The sequence below is a fragment of the Hymenobacter segetis genome (assembly GCF_038448715.1).
In the GTDB taxonomy this organism is placed as follows: domain Bacteria; phylum Bacteroidota; class Bacteroidia; order Cytophagales; family Hymenobacteraceae; genus Hymenobacter; species Hymenobacter segetis.
In genome coordinates, this window is record NZ_JBCEVZ010000012.1 from 58,415 (window position 1) to 83,855 (window position 25,441).

Genomic DNA, 25,441 nt, shown 5'->3' on the forward strand with positions numbered 1-25,441 from the left:
CCAACCGCCGACCTTTCTTTGCGTATTGAATTGCTCCTCACCACCGCTTGTTTCGTCATCATGCGCATCACTGGCAAAGGTTTCTGGCTCCTGGTTTTGGTTTCGGCGTGCATGCTGCTCAGTTCTTGGCTGCCGGCCCACTATAAACTGTGGTTCGTGAGCGAAACGGGCAACGTCGGCCACGGCCAAGACCTGAACGCGCTGATGATTCTGCTGCTGTTTGGGCGGTGGAAGCACGCGCGCACCTTCGCCCTGTTCCTGAACGGGCTCCAATTTCTGTTCGGTGCCCTCATTCTGTTCACCTCCTGGAAATGGGGCCAGCCCTTGCTAGGCTACAGCCTCACCACCCTGTTGCATCTGGTGGTGCTGAAGGTGCTGAACGACTCGGCCTCAGTACGCGAGTTTCTGGAGGAGAAGCCAACGACTTTCACCAACCAGCAGCCCGCGTAGGTCCCGGCCTGACGGCTGTACGAGCATTACTCCCCCGGTTTCAGCCGCTGAAACGCGTTGTTCAGCACCTCGGCCCAGGTGGGGTGGGCCAGAATCATGTCCTGCAAGTCCTGGTAGCGCAATTTGCCCGCCATCGCCAGCTGAAACATGGTCATGATTTCGCCGCCCTGCTCGCAGAACACGGCCGCGCCCAGCAGGCGGTCGTCTTCGCCCACCAGCACCTCGATGAAGCCATCGGTTTCGCCCGTCTGCACCGCCCGCCCGATGGTGCGAACCGGCAGCCGGCTCACCCGGTAGGCCAGGCCCTGCTCCTTCGCCTGATTCTTCGAGAGGCCAATGCGGCCCAGTTGCGGCTCTGTGAACACTACGTAGGGGAGGGGCCGGTCTGCCGTAGTGCGCTTGCTATTATGCAGCAGCGCATCGCGCACAATGCGGTAGTCGTCGTAGCTGACGTGGGTGAACTGGGGGCCGCCCTTCACGTCGCCCAGCGCGTACACGCCGCGCGTGCCAGTTTGCAGGTGCTCGTTTACTTCGATGTAGCCTTTCTTATTGAGGGTGATGTTGGTGTGCTCCAGGCCGAGGTCGCGGGTGTTGGGCTCGCGGCCCACTGCTACCAGCAGGTGGCTGCCGTGCAGGCGGCGCTCGCCGTCCTTGGTCGTCACCGTGAGGGTGATGGTGCCATCAGCGGCGCGGGTCACGCGGCGGGTTTCGGCGCTCAGCACCAGCCCCACGCCGGATTCGGTGAGGCATTCTTCCAGCGGGTGGCTCACGTCGGCATCTTCGCGCGACATCATGCGCGGCTTGCTGTCGATGACTGTGACGCGGCTGCCCAAGCGCCGGAACATCTGGCTGAACTCAACCCCAATGTAGCTGCCGCCCAAGATGAGCAGGTGTTCCGGCTGCTTCGTCAGGTGCAGCAGTAGCGAGTCGCTGGTGAGGTAGCCGCTGTCGGCCAGCCCCTCAATGTTGGGCACGGCGGCCGAGGTGCCGGTATTGATGAAGATGAGCGGGGCCGTGAGCTGCTGCTCGCCGCCGCCCACCAGCGCCACTTGCAAAGTGTGCGGGGCCGTGAACCGCGCCCACCCCCGAATAAGCGTAATGCCGTCGCGGTCCTCCGTAATCTTGCGGTGCAGGCTGTCGCGCGAGTTCTGGCGTAGCGTATGCATCCGCTCAATCACCGCCCCGAAATCCACCACCGGCTCCGGCGCTTTGATGCCCAGCGCCCCGGCCGTGCGCACATGGTGGGCCCGCTGGGCCGAAGCCAGCAGCGCCTTGGTAGGCGCGCAGCCGTAGTTGATACAAGAGCCGCCCAGAAAGTCGCTCTCAATGAAGGCCACGCGGCGGCCGGCTTCGGCTAGGGCATAGGAAAGCGGCGTACCGGCCTGGCCGGCTCCAATAATGATGGCATCAAACGAATCGGCAGGCATAGCGGGCACAGTGAGGGGATTAATTGCCCTTACATACGGCCCGGCTTACTCCAGCGACTGAGCCCGGCCCGGCAAATCCGGGGGAATGTCGGGCAGAAACACGAAATTGCCGCATCGGGCGTTGCCTGCCCCAATCTTTGCCCCGCCTCGCCCCGCCCCATGAAGCATTTGCTGCGTCTGACTTTCTTATCGGTTTCATCGGGCCTCACGGGCTGCGCCTCGCTGTATTTTCCGCCGCCGCCGCATGCGCCCATGCTCACGCACCAGGGCGAGTTCTACGGCACCGTGAGCACCAACCAGCACACCAACTACGCCCTGCAAGGGGCCTACGGCCTCACCAACCACCTCGCGGTAGCCGGCACCTTCTCCTCCCTGCACCGCAAAAAATCCGACAAAACTGAAAACATCGACTTCGGCGAAGCCAGCCTCGGCTACTTTACCCGCCTGCCCGACAAGCGCGTGCTGGAAGTATACGTGGGCGGCGGCGGCGGCAGCACCGAGCGCATCGAGCGCAACGAAGCTCAAATCACCTCCCGCACCCTCGATGGCAGCCTGTCCAAAGTCTTCGCCCAGGTGAACTACGCCAAGAAGAAGCAGAACAGCCTGCACCTGTTCAACCACGACTTCCCGCTCACCTACGGCGCGGCCATGCGCCTGAGCTACATGCAACTCAACAACTTCAAAATCGACGGCCTGGCCGCCCCCGGCGAAAGCAACGTCTTTTTCGAGCCCATCACCTTCACCCGCACCCAGATTGCGGGACCGGTGCAATTGCAATTAATCAGCGGCCAGATTTTCGGCTTCCGCAACAATAAGTACCTGAAAGCCGCCAATTCGGTGTTTCAGGTCGGCATTGTGATTAATCTGGACAAGAACACCACGCTGGACGAGTAGCCAGCGCTATTTTTTCTGGTCTTCGAAGAAGGTCTTGACTGGCTTTTTAAACAGCCCGCCGCTGGTGGCCAGATACACGGTGTCGCGCCAGGTTTCCAGGCCGTTCAGCTCCAGATTTTCCAGGCCGTCGTTCTTCAGCAGCCGGGCCCGGTAGCCCGTGCTGCTCACTTTGAGCGTGAATAGCTGGTTGGAGCCCGTGGCGTGGTAAATGCCCACCAGGCTGTCGCCCACCGGGTGCATGGAGTTGAAGCGAAGAATGCTCGAGGCCCCCGAGGCGATATTCCAGGTCAGGCCATCATCGTCGGAAATTCCCAGCTGGTTGGTGCCCATGTGGGCATACACCCGGCCGTGCCACTTGTAAAATGTTTCCACGGAGTACTCCTTATTCAGCACCTGGCGGTAGGTGCCGTTCTGCTCAATCCGAAACACGCCCTGGACGCCGCAATCAACCAAAAAGTAGTTGTCGATGGCCGTAATCAAGGTTGGGAAAGAGGGGTAGGTGGGGGAGCCCACGATGGGAATGGTGATAACGCGGGGCGTTGGCATGGACTGCGACGGGGCGCCGGTGGCGTCGAAAGGAGGCACTTGGGCCAGCACCAGGTGCATCTGGCTGTCCATGAACATATCGCGGGTGAGGTAGCTGAACAGCAGATAACCGTTCGCACTAATGGCCCCCATCTTGAAATACGAACGATACCCCGTGGGCACTAGCTGGGCCTGCGGGTCCAGCCGATTGAGCTGAATATGCTGGTAGTACTGGCCCGTAACCGGCTGCTTATTGGGGATGATGGCCACATCCGTTCCCATGTACGACACGAAGTACTGCGACCCAATGGGCAAACGGGCTCTGATATCGGTAGAAACCGGAGAGGCATATTCCTGAAAAAAGCTTCTTCCATTTCGTAGCTCTAGGGTAGTGAAGGCGCCCGGCTGCTGCATATATAGCCCATCGGGGCCCTTGCCTATTCCCAGAATGATGTTGCTGAAGCCCGAGAAGGGAGCCACCGGGGCCCAGCTATACTGCCGGTCCCGCACCACGATTTTCTCGATTTCTTCTTTTTTACAAGCGGCAAGCAGCAAGACAACTGCTATCCAACTATAGCGCAGGGTAAACGGCATAGGGGATGGGGAAAGGAATAAACAAAAAAGTCCCGGCCGAAGCCGGGACTCAAATGTACTTGCTGATTCAGGTTGTGAACGGATTATTTGCCGCCCAGCACGCGCAGCATGGTATCGCCAATCTCGGCGGGCGAATCCACCACGTGGATGCCGCACTCGCGCATGATGGCCATTTTAGCAGCGGCCGTATCATCGGCACCGCCTACGATGGCACCGGCGTGGCCCATGCGGCGGCCGGGAGGAGCCGTCTGGCCAGCGATGAAGCCTACCACGGGCTTCTTGTTGCCGGTTTCTTTAATCCAACGAGCGGCTTCGGCTTCCATGCCGCCGCCGATTTCGCCAATCATCACGATGCCTTCGGTTTCGGGGTCGTTCATCAGCAATTCTACCGCCTGCTTGGTGGTGGTGCCGATGATGGGGTCGCCGCCGATGCCGATGGCCGTGGTCTGGCCCAGGCCGGCTTTGGTGAGCTGGTCAACGGCTTCATAGGTCAGCGTACCCGACTTGGACACGATGCCGATTTTGCCTTTGGTGAAGATGAAGCCGGGCATGATGCCCACTTTGCACTCGCCGGCGGTCATCACGCCGGGGCAGTTCGGCCCAATCATCGTCACGCTGGGGCGCTCCGAGAGGTACTGCTTCACGGCAATCATGTCCTTGGTCGGGATGCCTTCGGTAATGGTGATAATCACCTTGATGCCCGCGTCAGCGGCTTCCATAATAGCGTCGGCGGCGAAAGCCGGGGGCACGAAAATGATGCTGGTGTCGGCACCGGCTTTTTCCACGGCATCGGCCACGGTGTTGAACACGGGACGGCCGAGGTGCTCGGAGCCGCCTTTGCCGGGCGTCACGCCGCCCACCACGTTGGTGCCGTACTCCATCATTTGCTGGGCGTGGAACGAGCCCTCGGAGCCGGTGAAGCCCTGTACGATAACCTTGGAATCTTTATTGACCAGAACGCTCATTCGGAGGTGTTTTTGGGATATTGATGGAGTGGGGGAGGGAAGCCCGGACGGGCAACGGTGGTGCAAAAGTAGGGGATTTTGGGGCTAGGGCAAGGCAGAAGTTATGCAATCGGTTGAACGTCATGCGGAGCGTGCGCAGAACGTCGTGCTGAGCATTATCAGAACGTAGTGCAGAGCATTATTCAGAACGTCATGCAGAGCGCAACGAAGCATCTTGCCCGCCATTACTAAATCTGTCGATTGGATTGCGTTGCGCGGGCAAGATGCTTCGCTGCGCTCTGCATGACGTTCCGTAAATATTTCTTCAACCCCACCCCGCCGCCGAAATCCTTACCTTTGTACCCTCACATCCCATTACCCCACCCATCATTTTTCGATGTATTTCAACCACGTCATTGAGGCCGTCGGCCACACGCCCCTCGTCAAGCTCAACAAAGTAACCGACGGCATTAAAGGCACCGTGCTGGCCAAAGTCGAGTATTTCAACCCCGGCAACTCGGTGAAAGACCGAATGGCCATCCGCATGATTGAAGATGCCGAAAAAGCCGGTATCCTCAAGCCCGGCGGCACCATCATCGAAGGCACCAGCGGCAACACCGGCATGGGCCTGGCCCTGGCCGCCATCGCCAAAGGCTACAAAACCATCTTCGTGATGAGCGACAAGCAGAGCAAGGAAAAGCAGGACATCCTGCGCGCCGTGGGGGCCGAAGTGGTGGTGTGCCCCGTCGACGTAGCCCCCGAAGACCCGCGCAGCTACTACTCGGTAGCCCGCCGCCTGAGCCAGGAAACCCCGAATTCCTTCTACCCCAACCAATACGACAACCTCTCGAACACCGCCGCGCACTACGACACCACCGGCCCCGAAATCTGGGAGCAAACGGAGGGTAAAATCACGCACTGGGCGGCCGGCGTGGGCACGGGCGGCACCATTTGCGGCGTGAGCAAGTACCTCAAGGAACAGAACCCCGCCATCGTGGCCATCGGCCTCGACACCTACGGCTCGGTGTTCAAGAAATACAAGGAAACGGGCATCTTCGACGAAAACGAAATCTACCCCTACAAAACGGAAGGTATCGGCGAAGATATTTTGCCCAAGAACGTGGACTTCGATGTTATCGATTTGTTCATCAAAGTAACCGACGAGGACGCCGCCGTGATGACCCGCCGCCTGGCCAAGGAAGAAGGCCTGTTTGTGGGCTGGAGCTGCGGCTCGGCCGTTTTTGGGGCCCTGGAGTACGCCCGCGAGCACCTGAAAGAGGACGACACGATGGTCATCATCCTGCCCGACCACGGCACCCGCTACCTCGGCAAAATCTACAACGACGACTGGATGCGCGCTCAGGGCTGGCTGTAAGTAAGCTGGGCCATTGCGGGGGCGCAGTCGGGTTGTTATCTTCGTAAAAGCTTGTTTTTTAGCACGACAATATGTCTACTAACTTGAATCACATTGTACTCGTTGACGATAACGAAACCACGAGCTTTCTCAACAACCGCCTGCTGGGCCGTCTGGCGGTAGCCGACCACGTCAGCACGTTCTCGCGGGCCGACGAAGCCTTCGAGCAGCTCTGGGGCGATAACACCGCCGAGAGCAGCGTGCCCGCGCCCGACCTCGTGTTCGTCGACCTGAAAATGCCGGGCGTGTCCGGCTTCGAGTTCCTGGAACTCTACAATGCCCTGCCCCAGCCCGTGCAGGACCAGACCGTAATGGCCGTGCTCACCACATCAATGCACGGGGCCGATACCGCCCGCGTGGCCCAGTACCCCAACGTAGAATACCTCACTAAGCCCCTCACCGAGGAAAAGATGCGCAAGCTGCTGGAAAAGCGTTTCCAGTAAATCGCCTGTCATTGCGAGCGAAACGCGGCAATCCGTCCTCTCAACGCGACAAACCCTTGAGATGTGATGAAGCCAAAAAGTCAAAAGCCCCGGCCCTTTATAGTGGTCGGGGCTTTTGATTTACAGCCCATCCAGCGCCCGGAAAATCCCGGTTTTCTTTTTCTTAAGAAAGATATACCGCACCGAAACCGCCGTAGGAAACCGGTTCCAATCGTCCGAGCCGTACTCGATAGTAGGCTTAAAATCGAAGGAAACGACAAAAGGAATGAAGGCTATTTTGTATTCGACGCCCACCATCCCATCAAATCCCCAGAAGTTGCCGGTGTCGCGGTTGTTGCCGTAGTGGCCGCCCGCGCCGAAATAATAGTTCAGGCTGGGGCCCAGGATGCCGAAGTGACGCTCGGCTAGTACCGTGGCGCTGCGCTCGCGGGGCGCGAACATGCCCAACCCTTCAATCGTGGTTTTGGGCAGAATGAGTTGTTGAATGGTGACGCCGTAGTTGCTGCCGTCGCTACGGATGCCGGCGGCCGTGCGGTACTTCTGGGCAGTGGCGGGGTGGGCTGATAGAGCCGCCAGCAGCAGAACGCAACCGACTAAGCATGGGGATAAAGAAAGAGGTAGCAGTTTCATAACGAACGGGGTAGGGGCGGGGCCTTCCCCCGCCCGTCGTTGAACGACCTGTAGCAGGTATCGTTCGCACGCCGGGCGGGGTCAGGCCCCGCACCCTACGCATAAACCGCGCTAAAAATTGCACCTCGTTTATTCCACCGCATCCACAAACGTGAATTGCTGCCCATCAAATAAGCCTTTGTCGCTCAGTTTGAGGCTGGGAATAACAAGCAGCGCCATAAAGGAAAGCGTCATAAACGGCGCGCCCAGCGGGGAACCCAACTGCTTGGAAAGCGCATCGACAGCGGCGTAGGCGCTGGCCACAGCCGTGCCATCCTGGTCCGACATGAGGCCGGCCACGGGCAGCGGCACCAGGATTTCCTGGCCATCGGCCCCCACGGCGGCCAAGCCACCTTTGGCTTGGATAACGAGGTTTACGGCGCGGGCCAGGCTTTCGTCGTCGCAGCCCACGGCGGTGATGTTGTGCGAGTCGTGGCCCACGCTGCTGGCCAGCGCGCCGTGCTTCAGTCCGAAACCCTGGATGAAGGCGATGGCCGGCGCTACGTGCGGCTGATAGCGGTTGATAACGGCCAGCTTGAGCACGTCGGCGGCCACGTCAGGCACCACCAAGCCGTTTTCGATGGTTGCCGGCAGGTCCACGCGGGCCGTGATGAGCTGGCCGTCGAAACACTCAATAACGCGAATTGTGGCCGATTTCTTAGTAGTGGGCAGCCGGAAATCGGCGGCCGTCACGGGCTGAGCGTGGAAGTTATTGACCACCGCAATGGGCGCGGCGGGCAGCAGCGACTGGCCATTTTCGGCCACCAGCTCACCGTTGAGGTAGGTTTGCAGCACCTCGAAATCGCGCAGGTCTTTTACCACAATGAAGTCGGCGGGGTCGCCTTCGCCCAGCAGGCCCACGGGCAGGTGGTAGTGCTTCACGGGGTTGATACAGGCCACGCGCAGCACGTTGAATACGTCGTTGCCGAGGGCCACGGCGCGCTGCACCAGCTGGTTGATGTGGCCCAGCACGAGCGTATCGGGGTGCTTGTCGTCGGAGCAGAACATGAGGTGGTGGTAGTGCTCGGGCATCAGCTCGATGAGGGCATCGAAGTTGCGGGCGGCCGAACCCTCGCGGATGAGGATTTTCATGCCCACGGCCAGCTTGTCGAGAGCCTCGGCGGCGGTGAAGCACTCGTGGTCGGTGCTGATGCCGGCGCTGGCGTAGTGGGCCGCGTCGTCGGCGCGCAGGCCGGGGGCATGGCCGTCTACGGGGCGGCCGGCGGCGTGGGCCAGGGCAATTTTGGCCATCACGTCGGCATCGCGGTGCAGCACGCCGGGCCAGTTCATCATCTCGGCCAGGTAGCCGATTTTGGGGTTTTCAAATAGCTTTTTGATGTCCGCCACCGTGATTTCGGCCCCGGCTGTTTCAAACGGCGTGGCCGGCACGCAACTCGGCGCGCCGAAGCAGAACTTGAAGGGCGAATGCGCCGCGTTTTCTAGCATAAATTCCACCCCGGCCACGCCCAGCACGTTGCCGATTTCGTGCGGGTCGCTCACGGTGGCCACCGTGCCGTGCGTCACGGCCAGGCGGGCAAATTCGGTGGGCACCAGCAGGGAGCTTTCGACGTGGACGTGGGCATCGACAAAACCGGGCAGCACGTAGGGCAGGGTGGGGTCGGCCTCGGCATCACTGATAGGGGCGATGGCGGCGATGCGGCCGCCTTCAATCTGAATAACGGCGGGCTGAATGGAACGGGCGAAGATGTCGACGACGTTGGCCGTGAGCGAGAAATCAACAGGCATGGGAGGGAAGTAGGGCGAGAAGCAAACCGACCCACTGCCGGTTTTGCGTCGGCAAAGAACCTTATATTTGACAAAAAACCGCTTCCGGTGAAAAAGAACCTTGCCCTTTTGCTGCTCGTGCTGCCGCTGTTGCTGGCCGAGGGCGGCTGTGCCCGCCGCACCGCCCAACAGAAAAAAACCTCCTGGTACAAGCACCACAGCGGCGGCAAATCGGTGCCGTGCCCCTGCAACCGTTAGCGGTTCGGCGGGCTCTTCTCTGGTATGAAAACCTTTCTGCTGCGTAGCGGGCTACTCCGCGCTACGGTCATATTGCTACTAACGGCCGCCACTGTTGAAGCGCAGGTGCCCCGGCGCAACCCGGCGGCCACGAGCACGCCCTCTACCAGCCAGCCGCACGACTACCCCCTCACGCCCGCGCCGCGCTACGCCACCGGCGGCCACCCCGGCAGTTACCGCCTGCCCGACGGCAGCTGGCACCCGGCCGAAGTATATGGCCCCAACATGCCCGACCGCGTACGCCTGCGCCCCGAAAACCTGCCCGACTACGCCCTGTTCCTGCCCAACGAAGTGCCCGCCTACGTGGTGCGGGGCGATACGTTCGTGACGGTGCCGGCCTTCGTGCGGCGCAAGGGCCACCAGCTTGTGCCCGCCGGCTATGCCCAGCGCCTGTACCGCGACGCGGGCTACGAGGTGCTGGTTTTCCAGGCCCCTACGCCCGAAACCCTGCGGGCGCTCAATGCGCCAGCGGTGCCCAACGGGCCGGTGGTATCAGCGGCAGGCGCATTACCGGCCACTACGATAAGCCCGGCGGATGCTTTCAGCAATTCCTTTTTCGGTGCACTGCTGGATTTATTCGTTTTGCCCCGGGCCAATCAGACCGTGCTGCTGCGCCACGCGGGCCAGACGCAGGAGCTGCCCGCCAAAAACGGCCGCTACCGCCAGCTTATGCTGACGCTGTTGGCCGACGACCCGGCCGTTTGTGTTCAACTGCGGGCCGGCCAGCTGGCCACCCGTTACGAGGCCCCGCAGCTGCTGACGGCCTACACCGTGCACCGCCGCGAGGCCCTGTTGCAGGCCCGCAAATAACCCCGGCGGCCGTTTGTGGTTTACTTTGCCTTATGTCTGAACCCACGCCATCCCCCCTCGATTCCATTTATGCCGCTGCTGAACAGGTGCGGCAGCAGCTGAAATTAAAGGCCTTCGATGCCGAAGGTGTGGCCCATCTGGATAATTTTATTCGGGCGCAACGGGGCGAGCTGGGACCGGCCGAGCGGCCGGGCGTGGTAATGGCGCTGGGCTGCTTCTTGGGGCAGTGCTTGGTGGAGGTATACCGGGGCGAATGGGGCACCGGCAAGGACGGCACGACCGGCGTGGGGCTGGCCGGCCGATTTTTTTTTAATCCCTTTTATTTAGTCGATGCGCAACTGAATGAGGGAGAAAGCGCCTCGGTAGCGGCCTTCTTTGCCTCCGTTCCGCAGCGGTTGAAGACCCCGCCCGCCGCTCGTAAGGCTTGGATTTCGTAATCTTGCGGGGCCAATGGCCGCCCGCGTCGTTATGAAACAACTCGTTATCGCCATTGATGGTTACTCCTCCTGTGGCAAAAGCACCACAGCCAAAGCCGTAGCGTCGCTGCTGCACTACGCCTACGTTGATACGGGGGCCATGTACCGCGCCGTCACACTATACCTGCTGGAGCAGGGCATCGACTTCGCCGACTTAGGGCGTATCGAGCAGGCCCTGCGCGAAATCAGCATCACCTTCCGCCGCCACCGCCGCACGGGCCGCAACGAGCTGTTCCTGAACAGCGTGAACCGCGAGGACGACATTCGCCAGATGCGGATTTCCAATTCTGTGAGCGAGGTATCGGTCATTCCGATGGTGCGGCACGCCATGGTGGCCCAGCAGCAGCAAATGGGCCGCAAGCGCGGCGTGGTGATGGACGGCCGCGACATCGGCACCACCGTGTTCCCCGATGCGGAAGTGAAAATCTTCATGACCGCCGAAGTGGAGCTGCGCGCCCGTCGCCGCCAGGACGAGCTAGCCGAAAAGGGCGAACATGTGCCCCTCGAAGACATCATCGAGAACCTGCGCAAGCGCGATTACCTCGACTCGACCCGGGCCGAAAGCCCCCTGCGCCGCGCCGCCGATGCCGTGTTGCTCGACACCACGCACATCACCATCACCGAGCAGGTCGATTTTGTGCTGGATAGGGTGTCGTCGGCGCTGTTTGCGGCGGGCTGGGATTAGGCCCCAGAAATCATCTGTCATCCTGAGCGCAGCGAAGGACCTTATCACGCTGATTTATCCTGCGTGATAAGGTCCTTCGCTGCGCTCAGGATGACAGAATTCCACGACCAACACCTTACACCGCCCGGCCGCCGTACCTTTGCGCCCGGCGAACTCCTCGCCGCCGCAGTGATGTTAAAGGCACAGCATGAAGGTCACGATTGATAAAAATTCCGGCTATTGTTTCGGCGTTGAATTCGCCATTCAGATGGCCGAAGACGAGCTGGCGAACGAAAAAACGCTCTATTGCCTCGGCGATATCGTGCACAACAGCATGGAAGTGGAGCGGCTGCATCAGCAGGGCCTGCGCATCATCGACCGGGAGCAGCTCAGCCAGCTGCACGACTGCAAAGTCCTCATTCGGGCCCACGGCGAGCCACCCGAAACTTATCAGCTGGCCCTGCAAAACAACCTGGAGCTGATTGACGCCAGCTGCCCGGTGGTGCTCAAGCTGCAAAACCGCGTGAAGCACGCTTTCGACCTGAGCCAGCGCCAGGACGGCCAGATTGTGATATACGGCCAGCCCGGCCACGCCGAAGTGGCCGGCCTCACGGGTCAGACTGGCAACCGCGCCATCATCGTGATGAACGAGGCTGACCTCGACCAGATTGACTTCGCCCGGCCCGTCACCCTCTTCAGCCAAACCACCAAGAGCACGGCCGGCTTCTATAAGATGAAGGCGCTGATGGAGGCCCGCATCCTGGCCGCCGGTGGCGCGCTGGACAGCTTCGATGCCAACGACAGCATCTGCCGGCAGGTGAGCAACCGCGAGCCGGCCCTGGCCAAATTCGCTGTTGAGTATGACGTGGTGCTCTTCGTGAGCGGCCGCAAAAGCTCCAATGGCAAGGCCCTGTTCTCGGTGGTGAATGCCGTGAACCCGCGCAGCTATTTCATCGAAAACGAAACCGAAATCGATGAGGAGTGGCTGGTGGGCGCGGAGTCCGTGGGCATCTGCGGGGCCACCAGCACCCCGCTGTGGCTGATGAAGCAGGTGGCCGAGCGCGTGGAAGGCGTGGGCGAGCCGGCGTAGGGTGTAATGAGACGCGCAGGGATGCGATAAATAAGGTAAGTGGCGGGAGCGGCCCGGAATTCGGGGCGACGACATTACAGTTCAGCCCCCGCTTTCGACGCTTGGGAAGCCTTTCCCAACCGTTCGGCAACGGCGGCTTGCGGCCGTATCCGCCCGGCGGCTACCTTTAAATCATCAATCCCAACCAACCTCATCCCCAAGCTCATGGAACCCCTGAACCGCGACCCGTACCTGTGGCAAAAGGCCAAAGCCCGCGCCAAGTTTCAATCGCACTTGCTGTCGTACCTGTCGGTGAACGGGATGCTGTGGCTTATCTGGGCCCTCACCATGCCGCACCATTCCGAGATTCCCTGGCCGCTGTGGGTCACCGCCTTCTGGGGCATCGGGCTGATTGCGCGGGGCGTGGCGGCCTACGGTGGCTTCAGCTACGAGCAGCGCGTCCAGCGTGAGTACGAGCGCATGACTCAGGAGCAAGGCCGCCCCGACCCGCTGGACAAGTACCGCTAGGCTCCATAAGGTGCATGGATTGCACTTTTCAATAAAAAAATAGCGTGAAAATCGGCTCGGCCGTGACCGGAGGGCTTACAAATGCTGTGGAAGCCCCTCCGGTCTTGGCCGGATTGCTTTCCACTGCATTTGTAAGCCCTCCGGTCACGGCCGAGCCGATTTTCACTGTCGTTTTAGGTGCTCCGGCTGGTACCGGACCACTCTCCACGGCATTTCAAAGGCCTCCGTTCGTGGCCGGAGGGCTTTGAAATCTCTTTTTAGGGTACTAAGCCGGCAAGCTACGGGGCGGGCTGCAAGGCCCACACCTGGAACTGGCCTACGCGGGCCACCTGCCGCCGCAGCAGCGGCCGGATGGCGGAGCTGGCCAGCGAGAGCGAATCGTTGGTGTAGAGGTACTGGGCACCCTGGGCCACGCACTGGGCCAGGTAGGTGCCGGGCGCGCCGTTGGGGGCGGGCTCGGCCAGCTGCTCGGGGCGGTCGAAGCCGAAGCCTTTTTTGTGCAGGAAATAGAAGTCCTTGCAGCCGGAATCGTCGGGGCCCACCACGGTGAGCGCGCCGGCGGGCGTGGCCGCTTCCAGGGCCGCCCGGGTGGTGGGGTCGAAGAGCTCGGGGGCCACGGCGGGGTCGCCCTTCATCCAGCGGTTCAGGTCTATCCGAATGGCCGCCCACACGGGCTGGGCCAGCAGCAGCAGCAGCAGCCACGGCCGGCCCTTGGGGTGCCGGGCCAGCCAGGCCGCGCCCCAGGTGCCCAGCAGCACCAGCACGGGCAGCAGGGGCAGCTGGTAGTAGCCGTGCTCCTTCATCTGGTGCAGCTCGAGCAGGTAGTAGGCCAGCAGGGCCACCGCCCACGCCAGCGCCGGCCAGAACCAGGGGTGCCGCGTGGGCAGGTGCCGCGCCGCCCGCACCAGGCCCACCACCAGCAGGCCCACGCCGCCGTAGCCGAGTAGCACTTCGGGCCAGTCCGAAAGCAGGTTGTGCTTGATGATGGAAAAGGCCACGGCCGGGTCCGTTTCGGGGCGCACGAGCAGGCCGAAATCGGCCAGGCCAGAGGTTTTGATGAGGTAATCGGCGTAGGCGTACCAGGCCAGCGGCACGGCCACGGCCACCACGGCGTAGGCGGCCAGCAGCAGCCAGTCGCGCCACGCCAGGGTGCGCCGCACGGCATCCTGCACCACCAGCACCCCAATGGGAAAGCCGATGATGAGAAACTGGAGCTTGGTGAGGCCGCCCAGCGTGGTGGCCAGCAGGCTAAACACCAGCCAGCCCAGGCCCCGGGTATCGCGCCAGCGCAAAAAGCCCCACAGCCCCAGCAACGAGGCCGTGAGGGCCAGCACATCGGGCAGGGCATTGATGCCGTGGTAGAATAATTCGGGGCTCCAGGCCAGGCCCCAGGCGGCCACGCCGCCCAGCCACTCGGCCCCGCTGATGCGCTGCACCAGCTTATAAAACGCCCACACGCCCAGCATGTAAAACAGCCAGTTGATGACGCGGGGCAGGCTTTCGTGGAAGCCAAAAACGTGGTAGGAGCTGGCCACCACCCATTCGTAAGACGGAAACTGCATGCCCGTGATGCCGTTGGTAGCGCCCCGGCGGTCCACGCGGGGCTCCAGCGGGTTCATGCCTTCCTCGTATAAATTGCGGGCCACGGCCATGGTGTTGCACTGCCGCCACACGTGGATGCTGGCCGGCGGCAGCCGGAAAAACGGCGCGTGCAAAGCCAGGTTCAGCCCCAGCAGCACCGGCCAGAACCAGCGCGGCAGCCGCCCGAGGGCCAGCGTTTCAGAAAAAGTCATAAAAAGAAGGAAGCAGATAAGCCCGGCAAATGTAACGGGCGCTGCATGATACATTTGGTTTTCCAAGGCCTGCTTCGTCCCTTCGCCCATGCGCATTTCCCGTCCCCCCAAACGCCTTCTCGGTCGCCGCGAGCTGGTTGATTTTCCGGCCTTCGCCTTGGGCGGCGTCGAGGCCAAGGTGGACACCGGCGCGTACACCAGCGCCATTCACTGCTCCAATATCCACATCGAAACCCCCGCCGGGCAGCCGCCCGTGTTGGTGGTGAACCTGCTCGACCCCGGCCACGAGGGCTCCGACGGCCGGCCGCTCACCTTCAGCAGCTTTGCCCTGCGCGATATCCGGTCCAGCAACGGCGAGGTGCAGGAGCGCTACGTCATCCGGGCGGTGGTGCAGCTGTATGGCGAATCTTTTGAGGCCGATTTTTCGCTTTCCGACCGCTCCGACATGAAGTATCCCGTACTACTGGGGCGCAGCCTGTTGCGGCAAGGACGGTTCGTGGTAGATGTGGCCAAGCGCAACCTTTCCTACAAATTCCTGGCCCGCGCCACCGCCCGGCGCGCCCGTCCCTGACTAATTTTGGGGCGCGGCGTTTGCCACCCTCCACCAATCCAACCCTCCACGATGAAACTGGCCATTCTCTCGCGTGAGCCCAAATCCTACTCCACCCAGCGGCTGGTGGAGGCTGCCGTCGCGCAGGGCCACGAAGCCGTGGTCATCGACCACCTGCACTGCAACCTGGTGCTCGAAAAGGGCCATCCCGGCATTATTTATAAGGGCGAGGCGCTGGAAGGCTTCGATGCCATCATTCCGCGCATTGGGGCCTCGGTCACGTTCTACGGCACGGCCGTGGTGCGGCAGTTTGAGATGATGAAGGTGCGCACCGCCATCGACAGCCAGGCCATCGTGCGCTCGCGCGACAAGCTCCGCTCGATGCAAATCCTGAGCCGAGCCGGCGTAGGCATGCCCAAAACCGCCTTCACCAACCACTCCGAAGACGTGCCCGCCATGATAAGTCAGGTGGGCGGTGCCCCGGTCATCATCAAACTCCTCGAAGGCACCCAGGGCCTGGGCGTGGTGCTGGCCGAGTCGGCCAAAGCCGCGCAGTCGGTCATCGAAGCGTTTCACAACCTCAAGGCCCGCATCATCGTGCAGGAGTTCATCGCCGAAAGTAAGGGGGCCGACCTCCGCGCCTTTGTGGTCGACGGCGAAGTGGTGGGGGCCATGAAGCGCCAGGGCAAAGAGGGCGAGTTCCGCTCCAACCTGCACCGGGGCGGTTCGGGTACGCTCGTCAAGCTCACCCGCGCCGAAAAGGCCGCTGCTTTATTAGCTACCAAAGCTCTCGGTCTGGGCATCGCGGGCGTGGATATGCTGCAAAGCAAGCGCGGCCCGCTGGTGCTCGAAGTCAACTCCTCGCCCGGCCTGGAGGGCATCGAAAAAGCCACCAAGCAGGATATTGCCGGCCGCATCATCGAATACACGGCCAACCTCGCCGCGAAGAAAAAAGAGAAGCCCAAAGCCAAAAAAGGCTCTGCGCAGGCCGTGGACGCGCAATCGGACGTGCCCACAGGCAAGTAGGAGCGGGGCGGTTGAACGACAAGCTCCCCTCCTTACCAAGGAGGGGATGTTCGAGCCGCAGGCTCGGACGGGGGTGGTTATGGGCGTTAAACGGCTCGCGCCTGGCCCGCTATAGCCTGCTGTTGAGGTGCCCTGGCATCGTTCTGGCTTTGCGATTATCACTCAACGCCACAACCACCCCCGTTCGCGCTTCAGCGCGAACATCCCCTCCTTGGTAAGGAGGGGAGTTTGTCGTTCAACCCTCGCCTATGCCACCCACCGCCCCCAACGCCATCAGCCTCAACGGCCTCACCATTCAGCCCGGCGAGCGGGTGCTCACGCGGCTGGTGATTTCCAAGCTGCCCTCGGGCACGGTGATTGACGTGCCGGTGCACGTGTTGCGGGCCGTGGAGCCCGGTCCCACGCTGCTGCTCATGGGCGGCATGCACGGCGACGAAGTGAACGGCATCGAAACCATCCGGCGGCTGGTGCGGCGCGAGCTGCTCACGCCGCTGCGGGGCACGGTCATCGCCATCCCGATTCTCAATATTTATGGGTTTCTGAATTTCAGCCGCGACGTGCCCGATGGCAAGGACGTGAACCGCTCGTTTCCGGGTTTCCCGCGCGGGTCGCTGGCCGGGCGCGTGGCCCACCGCTTCATGCGCGAAATCATGCCCCTGATTGACTACGGCATTGATTTCCACACCGGTGGCGCGGCGCGGGCCAACTTCCCGCAGGTGCGCGCTCTGCTGGGCATCGACCCGGAGGTGGATGCCATGGCGGCGGCCTTTGGCGCGCCCTTCACGCTGCACGCAGGGCTGCGGGGCGGGTCATTGCGCGAGGCGGCGCAGGAGCTGGGCAAGCGCATCATCGTGTACGAAACCGGCGAGAGCCTGCGGCTTGACGAGCCCGGCATTGAAGAGGCCGTGGCGGGCACGCTGCGGGTGCTGCACCACCTGGGCATGGGGCCCGAAGCGCCCGCGCCGGCCCGGCCGGGCATCATCTGCCGGCGGCATACGTGGCTGCGGGCGCGGTTTGCGGGCCTGTTCCGGGCGCACGTCGAGAACGGGCAGTTTATCGAAAAGGGCCAGATTTATGGCTCCATCGCCGACCCATATGGCGCGCAATCGGTGCGGCTGGAGTCGCCCCTGAGTGGCTACGTGATTGGGCTGAACTATATGCCCGTGGTGAACCAGGGCGACGCGCTGCTGCACATTGCCGTGCCGCAGTAGCCTTCTGTCATTGCGCGGCGCAGCCGAAGCAATCCGTCCTGTCAACACCAGACACTTTCTTGTACCAGAAAGCCCCGGTACTACACCGTACCGGGGCTTTTTACATTGAAAAAGGCTTGTCACATCTCAGGGCTCATCACATTGTACAGGACGGATTGCCGCGTTCCGCTGCGCTTCACTCGCAATGACCGGCTGCCCATCCCGCCCACTTCCCTACTTTTGTCCTTTCCTCATCACTCGTTTTCAATGAAAAACCCTCTTCAGCTTACCATTAACATCGTGCTGGCGCTGGCCGTGGCCGGTTTATACTTCCTGCATTTCAACCACAAGCCCGTTGCGCCTGCCATTGCTACCGACAGCAGCACGGCCGTAATGGCCACGCCCGAGCCTGCCGCCGACACGACGGCAGCCGCTACTACCACCGAAACGACCACCACCGAGCCCGCCGTGGCCGCTGCCCCCGTGCAGGACATGACCGGCGACTTCTCGGGCAAGCTGGCCTACGTGGAATCGGGCAAAATGCTGGACGGCTACCAGGGCATGAAGGACGCCCGCCGCGCCTTCGAGGGCAAAGCCCGCGGCTGGGAAAAGCAGAACCAGACCATGCTGGCCAGCTTCAAAGCCAACGTAGAAGCCTACCAGAAGCAGGCCTCCACCCTCACCGCCGAGCAGCGCGCCGCCACCGAGCAGAAGCTTCAGGAGCAGCAGCAGCAAGTGGCCCAGCAGCAGCAGATGCTGCAGCAGCAGGCCCAGCAGGAAGAAGCCAAGCTCACCCAAACTGTGCTCGAAAGCGTGAACAAGAAGGTGGAAGCCTATGGCAAAGCCCACGGCTACAAGCTGATTCTCATCGCCGCGCCCAGCGGCACCATCGCCTACGGCGAGAAAAACCTTGACATCACCACGCCCGTGCTGGCTTATCTGAACGCCGGGTACCGGAAGAAGTAAGGGCTTGGCCTATTGGGGTCAAGGCTAAGCTGACCGTCATGCCGAGCGTAGCCGAGGCATCTCGCGTGTGGTAGTAAATCTTTCCTTGTGATTGAATTACTTCGGCACGCGAGATGCCTCGATTACGCTCGGCATGACGGTCTTTTTTGTGTAATCCCCGAAAAAAAATCCCGGCATCCCCAAGCAACCCTGCCGCCCAAATCCTGCTCTTCACCCAATACTCACCTTTGCCAATAAAAATGCCCGGCTGCCGTTTGGGCAGCACTTCGGCCCGCCGGGGTCGGTTCCTTTCCACCTTTTTATTGCTTCTATGAATTCACTTTTCCGCCTAGCTGCCGTGGGCAGCGTGGCGTTGTTGGGGGCCGCTACCGCCCACGCGCAACAAAACAACCGGTTCACCATCAGCGGCTACGTGCGCGATGGCGCGACTGGTGAAAGCCTGCCCGGTGTGGCCGTGGTGCACCCGGCCAGCGGCCAGGGCACCACCACCAACACCTTCGGCTTCTACTCCCTCACGCTGGCCGCCAGCCCCGATTCGGTGCGGCTGCTGGTGTCGGCGCTGGGCTACGAGAAGCTGCGGCTGGCCCGTAAAGCCGAGCGCAGCTTCACCTACGATTTTCGCCTGAAACCCTCCTCGGCCGAGCTGGCGGGGGTGGAAGTGGTGGGCAGCAAGGAGGAGAAAATCGCCGAAAGCACGCGCATGGGCACCATCAACATCCCCGTGAACCAGATAAAGCTGCTGCCCGCACTGTTTGGCGAAACCGACGTGCTGAAGGTGCTCCAGCTGCTGCCCGGCGTGCAGGCGGGCGGCGAGGGCAGTAGCGGCCTCTACGTGCGCGGCGGCTCGCCCGACCAGAACCTGCTGCTGCTCGATGGCACGCCCATCTACAACGCCTCGCACCTGTTCGGCTTCTTCTCGATTTTCAACGCCGACGCCATCAAGAACGTGGAGATGATTAAGGGCGGGTTTCCGGCGCGGTACGGCGGGCGGCTGTCGTCGGTGGTGGATATTACGATGAAGGAGGGCAACATGCAGAAGCTGCACGGCGAGGGTGCTATTGGCCTCATTGCCTCGCGTTTCACGCTGGAAGGGCCGATTAAGAAGGACACGGCGTCGTTCATTTTCTCGGCCCGCCGCACCTATATCGACATTCTGGCCCGGCCACTCATCAAGGCCAACGCCGATGGGCTGGTGGCCGGCTACTACTTCTACGACCTCAATGGCAAGCTGAACTGGAAAATCAGCCCGCGCGACCGGCTCTACCTGAGCGGCTACCTGGGCTACGACGAGTTTTACGCCAACGACGAGGGCAGCAAGCGCGACAATGGCGACTACAACCGCCAGAACAGCGCCTTGGGCTGGGGCAACCGCATCGCGGCCCTGCGCTGGAACCACATCGTGAACGACCGGCTGTTCATGAACACCCACCTCACCTACACGCGCTACCAGTTCGACGTGGGCACGACGCAGGAGGACCGGTTCACGGACAGCAACGGCCAGGCCCGTACTGATAAATTTGCCCTGAATTACCTGTCTAATATTCAGGATATCAGCTTAAAGTCGGATTTCGACTACGTGCCCAACCCCAACCACTACGTGCGTTTCGGCGGGCAGTACATCCGGCACCAGTTCCGGCCCGGCGCGCTGCAAACCGAGGGCAGCACCGACCCGTCCGAGAACAAGGCTACCGGCCGCAACATCGGGGCCAACGAGGCCAGCATCTACGCCGAAGACGACGTGAAGCTGACCGACCGCCTGAAGGTGAACGTGGGCCTGCGCGTGAACAGCTTCCTGGTGGATAAAAAGCTGTACCCCAGCCTGGAGCCGCGCCTATCGGCCCGCTTCCTGCTCACTGAGCAATGGGCGCTGAAAGGCTCCTACGCCCGCACCACGCAGTACGTGCACCTGCTCACCAACAGCGGCATTGGCCTGCCCACCGACCTGTGGGTGCCCGCCACGGCCAATATTCTGCCCCAGAAAGCCCAGCAGTTCAGCGTGGGCGCCGCCCGCAGCCTGCGCTTCCACGACGAGGACTTTGAGTTCAGCGTGGAAACCTACTACAAGCCCATGCAGAACCTGATTGAGTTTCGGGAAGGGGCTGATTTCGTGGGAACTACCGACGACAACTACGAAAGCAAAATCACCAGCGGCCAGGGTTGGGCTTACGGGGCCGAGCTGTTTCTGCAAAAGAAATCTGGCAAAACCACCGGCTGGATTGGCTACACCCTGGCCTGGAGCAACCGCCGCTTCCCGGAGCTGAACCAAGGCCAGCTCTACCCTTACAAGTACGACCGGCGGCACGATTTCAAGCTGGTCGTCATCCACGAGTTCAGTCCTACGCTCACGCTCTCGGGCACGTTCGTGTACGGCAGCGGCAATGCCGTGACGCTCTCGCAGGGCCGCTATTCGCTGGGGCCGTACAGCTCGTCGATTGAGGACTACGGCACCCGCAACAGCTACCGCATGGCTGCCTACCACCGCCTCGACCTCGACCTGAGCCACACCAAAAAGAAGCGCTGGGGCGAAGTGGTGAACAGTTTCAGCGTGTACAACGCCTACAACCGGCACAATCCCTACTTCATTTACCTGGGGCGCGGGCAGGGGAGCGACAAGCTCAGCTACCGGCAGGTGTCACTGTTCCCCATCCTGCCATCGTTCAGCAAAACGTTCCGGTTTTAACGCCTTCTACCAATGAAAAAGAACCTGTTCCGAACTTTGCTCCTCGCCACCGCCGCCCTGGCCGGCTGCGAAACTGCCACCGACCTGCCCGAGCCGCCGCACACGCCCCGCGTGGCCCTGATGCACATCCTCACCACTGCGCCGCTGGATTCGTCCTTCTACGAGCTGTTTCAGCAGCGCCGGCTCTACGTCAGCAACAGCCAGCGCGTGTTCGACACCAACTACCTCACCGGCCGGCCCGATGCCACCGTGGAGCTGCGCGATGCCACGGGCAGCGTGGTAGAGCGCTACCGCGCCGCCCGGGGCACCCAGTATGGCAACTACCCCGGCTACTACCTGCCCGTGCTGGGCTTCCGGCCGCAGCCGGGCCAGCAGTACACGTTACGCGCCAGCCTGCCCGGCCTCGAAACCGCCGAAAGCACCCTCACCATGCCCGCCGCACCCGTGGTGGAAAGCGGCAGCTACGAGCCCCGCAGCGTGCCCGGCCCCAATGGCTCGGGCCAGTACACGGGCCGCCTGAATTTGGCGCTGCGCGACGACCCCAATGCCACCAACTACTACCTGGCCTTCGCCCGCCTGCTGGACCGGCAGGGCCAGTCCAGCAATGGGAACAGCAGCCTGCGGGTGGACTATAACAGCCAGAACAGCGCCGTCAGCATTGGCCAGTTCCAGCTCTCCAGCCCCAGCCAGGGGTACAGCATCTACCCGTTTGCTGATGCCAACGTGAACGGGCAGCGCATTTCGCTGGCTTCGGACGTGCAGTTTTACAATTATTGCTCCCAGCCCGGCTGCCCGCAGCCGGGCTTCATCGAAGTCACGGTGAGCAGCATCACCAAGGATGCCTACGATTTCTACCTCTCGCGCCGCCGCTACTACGACGCCGACGGCAACCCCTTCGCAGAGCCCGCCCCGCTGGCCTCCAACGTGCGCCCCGGCTACGGCCTGTTCGGCGGTGCCACCGATGTCACCTACGTCATTCAACTCCCTTAGCCGAACCATTAAACCTTACGGTCGCGTTTGCGTCTAAAATCCATAAATTGTCCTTCCATCATTAATCAGCGCGCTTCGGCGCGAATTCTTATGCGGACTAAATCAGTGTTTTTTGCCTTGGGCCTGTTCCTGATGCTGCTCGGCAGCCAGGCGGCCAGCGCCCAGGTTTCGGTGCGTATTGGGGGCGGCTATTATGGCCCGCCGCGGGCTTATTACGGCCCTCGCTACTACTATCCGCCCCAGCCGGCCGTGGTGTATGCCCCGCCGCCGCCCGTCATTATTGCTCCCATGCCATATTATGCGCCGCGCCCCGTATACTATGCTCCCCGGCCGTACTACGGCTACCGGGGCCACGGTTGGGGCCGGGGTGGCCGCCGCTGGTAAGCCGCGTTTCGACTGAAAATTCAAGTGCTAAAAAGCCCGATTGCGGAAACGCGGCCGGGCTTTTTGCTGTGCTCACGGGGTGGGGCTTTTGACTAATTGCGCCGAGCGCGAAAAATACGAGGTTGAGCAATTTTGCTTAATCTTACAGCCCCAACTGCTGTCATCCCGTTTCCCATGAAATCTTCGATTCTGACCCTGAGCGCGGCCCTGCTGCTGGCCGGCTGCAACCAAACGGCCCCCGTCACCTCCACGCCCACCACCGCCGCCGATACGGCGCCCATCACCCCCATTGCCGTCGACTCGGCCAACGCAGCCACCAGCACGGCTCCTGATGCGGCGGCTACGGCCCCCGCGCCGGCTGTCGCACCCACGCTCAAGGATGCCGAAACCATGAAGGTGGCGTTCAGCTTCAAGCCCACCGACAATCCCGACGACCCCAAGCATCCGCGCGTGCTGGCCCACCTGCTGGTACAGGGCAGCCAGCCGCTCGACATCGACCTGGGCAAATTCCCGAACCAGCCCGACATGGTGACCGGCGCCAAAGCCAAGGCCGCCAACTTCCCCGACGGCATGCTGATGGGCTTCCGCAGCTACGACGCCGCCTCCGGCATCAGCCAGGACCTGGCCGTGCTGCACCCCGACGCCCGCCACCTGCGCGTGGTGCAGCGCCGCGTGGACGAAACCAACCCCGAAGCCGCCAAATTTGAAACCTCGCGCGAAGTGCCGCTGCCCCCCAACACGCTGGTTGTAGCCGCGCCGGCATCGAAAAAATAGCTGAAAATGCGTAGGTTAGGGCATGGAAAACACCTCTCTCCTCGGCCCGCTGAAGGGCGCTACGCACCGCGAAGTCGGCGGCGTGCTCGTTGATGTAGTGCCCACCGGCAATGCCCGCGTCAAGCGTATTGTGTACCCGGTGGGTTTTCGGTGGTCGAAAAACCTGAAGGACATCATGGGCACGTCGCTGTGCATGCACGCGCACGTAGGTTTTTTGGCCAGTGGCCGGATAAATATCCAGTACGCCGACGGGGCGTTGGAGGAGTTTGTGGCCCCGCAGGCCGTCGCCATCGCGCCCGGCCACGACGGTTGGGTGGTGGGCAATGAGCCCGCCATTCTGATTGAATTCGACTTTGAAGGCGAAACCGTGGAGCGCATGGGCTTGGCCAGCCGGCACTAGCCGCCTGGCCAAATCAGGAGGGCGCAAAGTGCGACCGGCGTAGCTTTGACGCGCTTTTGCGCCCCCATCTTACTGCCCCGCCCATGCCCACCGGCACCATTCTGCTCATCGACGACGAAGCCATGCTGCGCCAGGCCGTGGCCCGCACCCTGGAGCTGGAAGGCTACCTCGTGCGCCAGGCCCCCGATGCCATGCGCGGCCTCGAAGCCCTGCGCGAGTACGCCGACGAAATCCTCGTGGTGCTGAGCGACGTGAAGCTGCCCGACGGCCGCGGCCTCGACCTGCTGCCCCGCTACAAAGCCCTCGCCCCGCTAGCCGAAGTGGTGCTAATGACGGCCTACGGCACCATCCCAGACGGCGTGCGCGCCATGAAGGAAGGCGCGTTCGACTACCTCACCAAAGGCGATTCCGATGACCAGCTCATCGTGGTAGTGGACCGCGCCGCCGAAAAAGCCCGCCTCCAGCGCCGCGTGGCCGATTTGGAGAAAAAGGTCGGCGCCCAGTACAGCTTCGACTCCATGATTGGCCACGCGCCCGCTTTGGAGCAGGCCAAAAAGCTGGCCCAGCGCGCTGCGCCCACCGACAGCACCGTGCTGTTGGAAGGCCCCACCGGCGCGGGCAAAGAGCTGTTTGCCCAGGCCATCCACCAGGCCAGCCCGCGCCGGAGCAAGCCGTTTGTGGCGGTGAATTGCTCGGCTTTTCCGAAGGATTTGCTGGAATCGGAGCTGTTTGGGTACAAGAAAGGGGCCTTTACGGGGGCGCTGGCAGATAAAAAGGGCTTGCTGGAGGAAGCCAGCGGTGGCACCATTTTTCTGGATGAGATTGGGGAACTGGAGCTGAACGTGCAGGCCAAATTCCTGCGGGTGCTGGAGACGCGGCAGTTCACGAAGCTGGGCGATACCCGGCCCACCAGCATTGATGTCCGCATTGTGGCCGCCACCAACCGCAACCTGCGCCAGGAGGCCGAAGCCGGCAATTTCCGGCCCGACCTCTACTACCGCCTGGCCGTGTTCACCGTGCCCGTGCCCGGCCTCAACGAGCGCCGCGACGACGTGCCCGAGCTGGCCGACTACTTCCTGCAATTCTTCGCCGCCCGGCTGCGCCGCCGCTTGCGCCCCCTCGGCCCCGACGTGCTGGCCCAGCTCCGCGCCCACGACTGGCGCGGCAACGTGCGCGAGCTGAAGAACGTGCTGGAACGCGCCGCCATCCTCGCCGACGGCGACACCCTAACCGTGGACGACCTGCCGCCCGAATTCCACCACATCCTGCCCGCCCCGGGCCTCGATGAGGCCACCGACCGCACCCTGCGCACCCAGGAAAAACGCCAGATTCGGCAGGTGCTGCTCGACACCGGCGGCAACAAGATGGAGGCCGCCCGCCAGCTCGGCATCGGCACCAAAACGCTGTATCGCAAGATTCAGGAGTACGGGTTGCAATAGACCAAACAGAACACGCTTCACTAAAACAAAACCGGGTTATTCTGACCACCGCACCGGGTCAGAATGACCCGGTTTTCTGCGTTTGGGCTGTCTGAATTTTGGGACTGACATAAAGTTATTGACTGAATATAAGTTGATTGATGAGCTTTTGCTTTCCACTTTTCCAATGTGGATTCTGATTGGCAAGGGGCTTTGGGCAACCCTGTCAAACTCACCGCTGATGAACCCGCTGCTGCTGATTATCCTGCTTTCCGCCCTTGGCCTGGCCGCCTTCTGGCTCTTCTATCGCTCGGTCGATTTCTTCGACCGCATCTGATTTC

The 25,441-nt window shown here is 62.0% G+C and carries 26 protein-coding genes and 1 pseudogene; 21 read left to right on the forward strand and 6 right to left on the reverse strand.

The features are described from left to right. Nucleotides 1–111 precede the first annotated feature (111 nt). Nucleotides 112–450: a hypothetical protein gene (locus AAFH49_RS07155; RefSeq protein ID WP_342296925.1), complete on the forward strand. Its 339-nt coding sequence runs from the start codon at nucleotides 112–114 to the stop codon at nucleotides 448–450. 26 nt (nucleotides 451–476) lie between these two features. Here AAFH49_RS07155 and AAFH49_RS07160 read toward each other — a convergent pair whose 3' ends face one another. Further along, nucleotides 477–1,877, reverse strand: a complete 1,401-nt coding sequence (locus AAFH49_RS07160; RefSeq protein ID WP_342296927.1) for a mercuric reductase — start codon at nucleotides 1,875–1,877, stop codon at nucleotides 477–479. A 159-nt stretch (nucleotides 1,878–2,036) separates the two neighbouring features. Here AAFH49_RS07160 and AAFH49_RS07165 point away from each other — a divergent pair, with 159 nt between their 5' ends. Then, nucleotides 2,037–2,771, forward strand: a complete 735-nt coding sequence (locus AAFH49_RS07165) for a hypothetical protein (RefSeq protein ID WP_342296929.1) — start codon at nucleotides 2,037–2,039, stop codon at nucleotides 2,769–2,771. 6 nt (nucleotides 2,772–2,777) lie between these two features. Here the strand turns inward: AAFH49_RS07165 and AAFH49_RS07170 are convergent, their stop codons facing one another. Continuing rightward, nucleotides 2,778–3,890, reverse strand: coding sequence for a hypothetical protein (locus tag AAFH49_RS07170; RefSeq protein ID WP_342296931.1), 1,113 nt, complete (start codon nucleotides 3,888–3,890; stop codon nucleotides 2,778–2,780). Between the two features lie 83 nt (nucleotides 3,891–3,973). Beyond that, entirely contained in the window at nucleotides 3,974–4,855 is an 882-nt protein-coding gene (gene sucD / locus AAFH49_RS07175; RefSeq protein WP_342296933.1) for a succinate--CoA ligase subunit alpha, read from the reverse strand. A 376-nt stretch (nucleotides 4,856–5,231) separates the two neighbouring features. Between sucD and AAFH49_RS07180 the strand changes: the two are divergent. After that, nucleotides 5,232–6,206, forward strand: a pseudogene (locus AAFH49_RS07180) (PLP-dependent cysteine synthase family protein); the annotation flags it as partial. 74 nt (nucleotides 6,207–6,280) lie between these two features. Next, a complete protein-coding gene (locus AAFH49_RS07185; protein WP_342296934.1) occupies nucleotides 6,281–6,691 on the forward strand; it encodes a response regulator in 411 nt (136 codons plus the stop codon). Between the two features lie 120 nt (nucleotides 6,692–6,811). Here AAFH49_RS07185 and AAFH49_RS07190 read toward each other — a convergent pair whose 3' ends face one another. After that, nucleotides 6,812–7,321, reverse strand: a complete 510-nt coding sequence (locus tag AAFH49_RS07190) for a hypothetical protein (RefSeq protein ID WP_342296935.1) — start codon at nucleotides 7,319–7,321, stop codon at nucleotides 6,812–6,814. A gap of 129 nt (nucleotides 7,322–7,450) precedes the next feature. Then, complete coding sequence (gene ade / locus AAFH49_RS07195; protein WP_342296937.1) at nucleotides 7,451–9,106, reverse strand: adenine deaminase; 1,656 nt, start codon at nucleotides 9,104–9,106, stop codon at nucleotides 7,451–7,453. An 87-nt stretch (nucleotides 9,107–9,193) separates the two neighbouring features. Between ade and AAFH49_RS07200 the strand changes: the two genes are divergently transcribed. The 6 genes from AAFH49_RS07200 (at nucleotide 9,194) to AAFH49_RS07225 (ending at nucleotide 12,929) form a co-directional block, all read left to right on the forward strand. Next, on the forward strand, nucleotides 9,194–9,343 hold the full coding sequence (locus AAFH49_RS07200) for a hypothetical protein (protein WP_342296938.1): 150 nt from the start codon (nucleotides 9,194–9,196) through the stop codon (nucleotides 9,341–9,343). Nucleotides 9,344–9,367: 24 nt separating this feature from the next. Continuing rightward, nucleotides 9,368–10,192: a hypothetical protein gene (locus tag AAFH49_RS07205; RefSeq protein ID WP_342296939.1), complete on the forward strand. Its 825-nt coding sequence runs from the start codon at nucleotides 9,368–9,370 to the stop codon at nucleotides 10,190–10,192. A gap of 32 nt (nucleotides 10,193–10,224) precedes the next feature. Beyond that, nucleotides 10,225–10,629 (forward strand): hypothetical protein, encoded by a 405-nt coding sequence (locus AAFH49_RS07210; protein WP_342296941.1) that lies wholly within the window; start codon nucleotides 10,225–10,227, stop codon nucleotides 10,627–10,629. A gap of 31 nt (nucleotides 10,630–10,660) precedes the next feature. Continuing rightward, on the forward strand, nucleotides 10,661–11,353 hold the full coding sequence (gene cmk / locus AAFH49_RS07215) for a (d)CMP kinase (protein ID WP_342296942.1): 693 nt from the start codon (nucleotides 10,661–10,663) through the stop codon (nucleotides 11,351–11,353). A gap of 187 nt (nucleotides 11,354–11,540) precedes the next feature. Further along, on the forward strand, nucleotides 11,541–12,422 hold the full coding sequence (locus tag AAFH49_RS07220) for a 4-hydroxy-3-methylbut-2-enyl diphosphate reductase (protein WP_342296944.1): 882 nt from the start codon (nucleotides 11,541–11,543) through the stop codon (nucleotides 12,420–12,422). A 204-nt stretch (nucleotides 12,423–12,626) separates the two neighbouring features. Beyond that, entirely contained in the window at nucleotides 12,627–12,929 is a 303-nt protein-coding gene (locus tag AAFH49_RS07225; protein ID WP_342296945.1) for a 2TM domain-containing protein, read from the forward strand. Nucleotides 12,930–13,207: 278 nt separating this feature from the next. Here the strand turns inward: AAFH49_RS07225 and AAFH49_RS07230 are convergent, their stop codons facing one another. Continuing rightward, nucleotides 13,208–14,722, reverse strand: a complete 1,515-nt coding sequence (locus AAFH49_RS07230; protein ID WP_342296946.1) for an ArnT family glycosyltransferase — start codon at nucleotides 14,720–14,722, stop codon at nucleotides 13,208–13,210. A gap of 88 nt (nucleotides 14,723–14,810) precedes the next feature. Between AAFH49_RS07230 and AAFH49_RS07235 the strand changes: the two genes are divergently transcribed. From AAFH49_RS07235 to AAFH49_RS07285, 11 genes are all read left to right on the forward strand, one after another. After that, entirely contained in the window at nucleotides 14,811–15,293 is a 483-nt protein-coding gene (locus AAFH49_RS07235) for an ATP-dependent zinc protease family protein (protein ID WP_342296947.1), read from the forward strand. A gap of 51 nt (nucleotides 15,294–15,344) precedes the next feature. Then, the gene (gene rimK / locus AAFH49_RS07240) at nucleotides 15,345–16,298 is read left to right on the forward strand and encodes a 30S ribosomal protein S6--L-glutamate ligase (RefSeq protein WP_342296949.1); all 954 of its coding nucleotides are present in this window, start codon (nucleotides 15,345–15,347) and stop codon (nucleotides 16,296–16,298) included. Nucleotides 16,299–16,546: 248 nt separating this feature from the next. Continuing rightward, on the forward strand, nucleotides 16,547–17,509 hold the full coding sequence (locus AAFH49_RS07245) for a succinylglutamate desuccinylase/aspartoacylase family protein (RefSeq protein ID WP_342296950.1): 963 nt from the start codon (nucleotides 16,547–16,549) through the stop codon (nucleotides 17,507–17,509). Between the two features lie 246 nt (nucleotides 17,510–17,755). Further along, nucleotides 17,756–18,454: an OmpH/Skp family outer membrane protein gene (locus AAFH49_RS07250; protein ID WP_342296951.1), complete on the forward strand. Its 699-nt coding sequence runs from the start codon at nucleotides 17,756–17,758 to the stop codon at nucleotides 18,452–18,454. A 310-nt stretch (nucleotides 18,455–18,764) separates the two neighbouring features. After that, nucleotides 18,765–21,134, forward strand: coding sequence for a TonB-dependent receptor (locus AAFH49_RS07255; protein ID WP_342296953.1), 2,370 nt, complete (start codon nucleotides 18,765–18,767; stop codon nucleotides 21,132–21,134). A gap of 12 nt (nucleotides 21,135–21,146) precedes the next feature. Further along, a complete protein-coding gene (locus tag AAFH49_RS07260) occupies nucleotides 21,147–22,124 on the forward strand; it encodes a DUF4249 domain-containing protein (protein WP_342296955.1) in 978 nt (325 codons plus the stop codon). A gap of 90 nt (nucleotides 22,125–22,214) precedes the next feature. Further along, complete coding sequence (locus AAFH49_RS07265) at nucleotides 22,215–22,508, forward strand: hypothetical protein (protein WP_342296957.1); 294 nt, start codon at nucleotides 22,215–22,217, stop codon at nucleotides 22,506–22,508. A gap of 174 nt (nucleotides 22,509–22,682) precedes the next feature. Continuing rightward, nucleotides 22,683–23,282 carry a hypothetical protein gene (locus AAFH49_RS07270; protein ID WP_342296959.1) on the forward strand — a complete coding sequence of 200 codons (600 nt, stop codon included), beginning with the start codon at nucleotides 22,683–22,685 and terminating at the stop codon, nucleotides 23,280–23,282. Between the two features lie 22 nt (nucleotides 23,283–23,304). Next, nucleotides 23,305–23,682 (forward strand): cupin domain-containing protein, encoded by a 378-nt coding sequence (locus AAFH49_RS07275; RefSeq protein ID WP_342296960.1) that lies wholly within the window; start codon nucleotides 23,305–23,307, stop codon nucleotides 23,680–23,682. Nucleotides 23,683–23,765: 83 nt separating this feature from the next. Further along, on the forward strand, nucleotides 23,766–25,121 hold the full coding sequence (locus AAFH49_RS07280; RefSeq protein ID WP_342296961.1) for a sigma-54-dependent transcriptional regulator: 1,356 nt from the start codon (nucleotides 23,766–23,768) through the stop codon (nucleotides 25,119–25,121). 166 nt (nucleotides 25,122–25,287) lie between these two features. Beyond that, entirely contained in the window at nucleotides 25,288–25,437 is a 150-nt protein-coding gene (locus AAFH49_RS07285; protein ID WP_342296962.1) for a hypothetical protein, read from the forward strand. The last annotated feature ends 4 nt before the right edge of the window (nucleotides 25,438–25,441 follow it).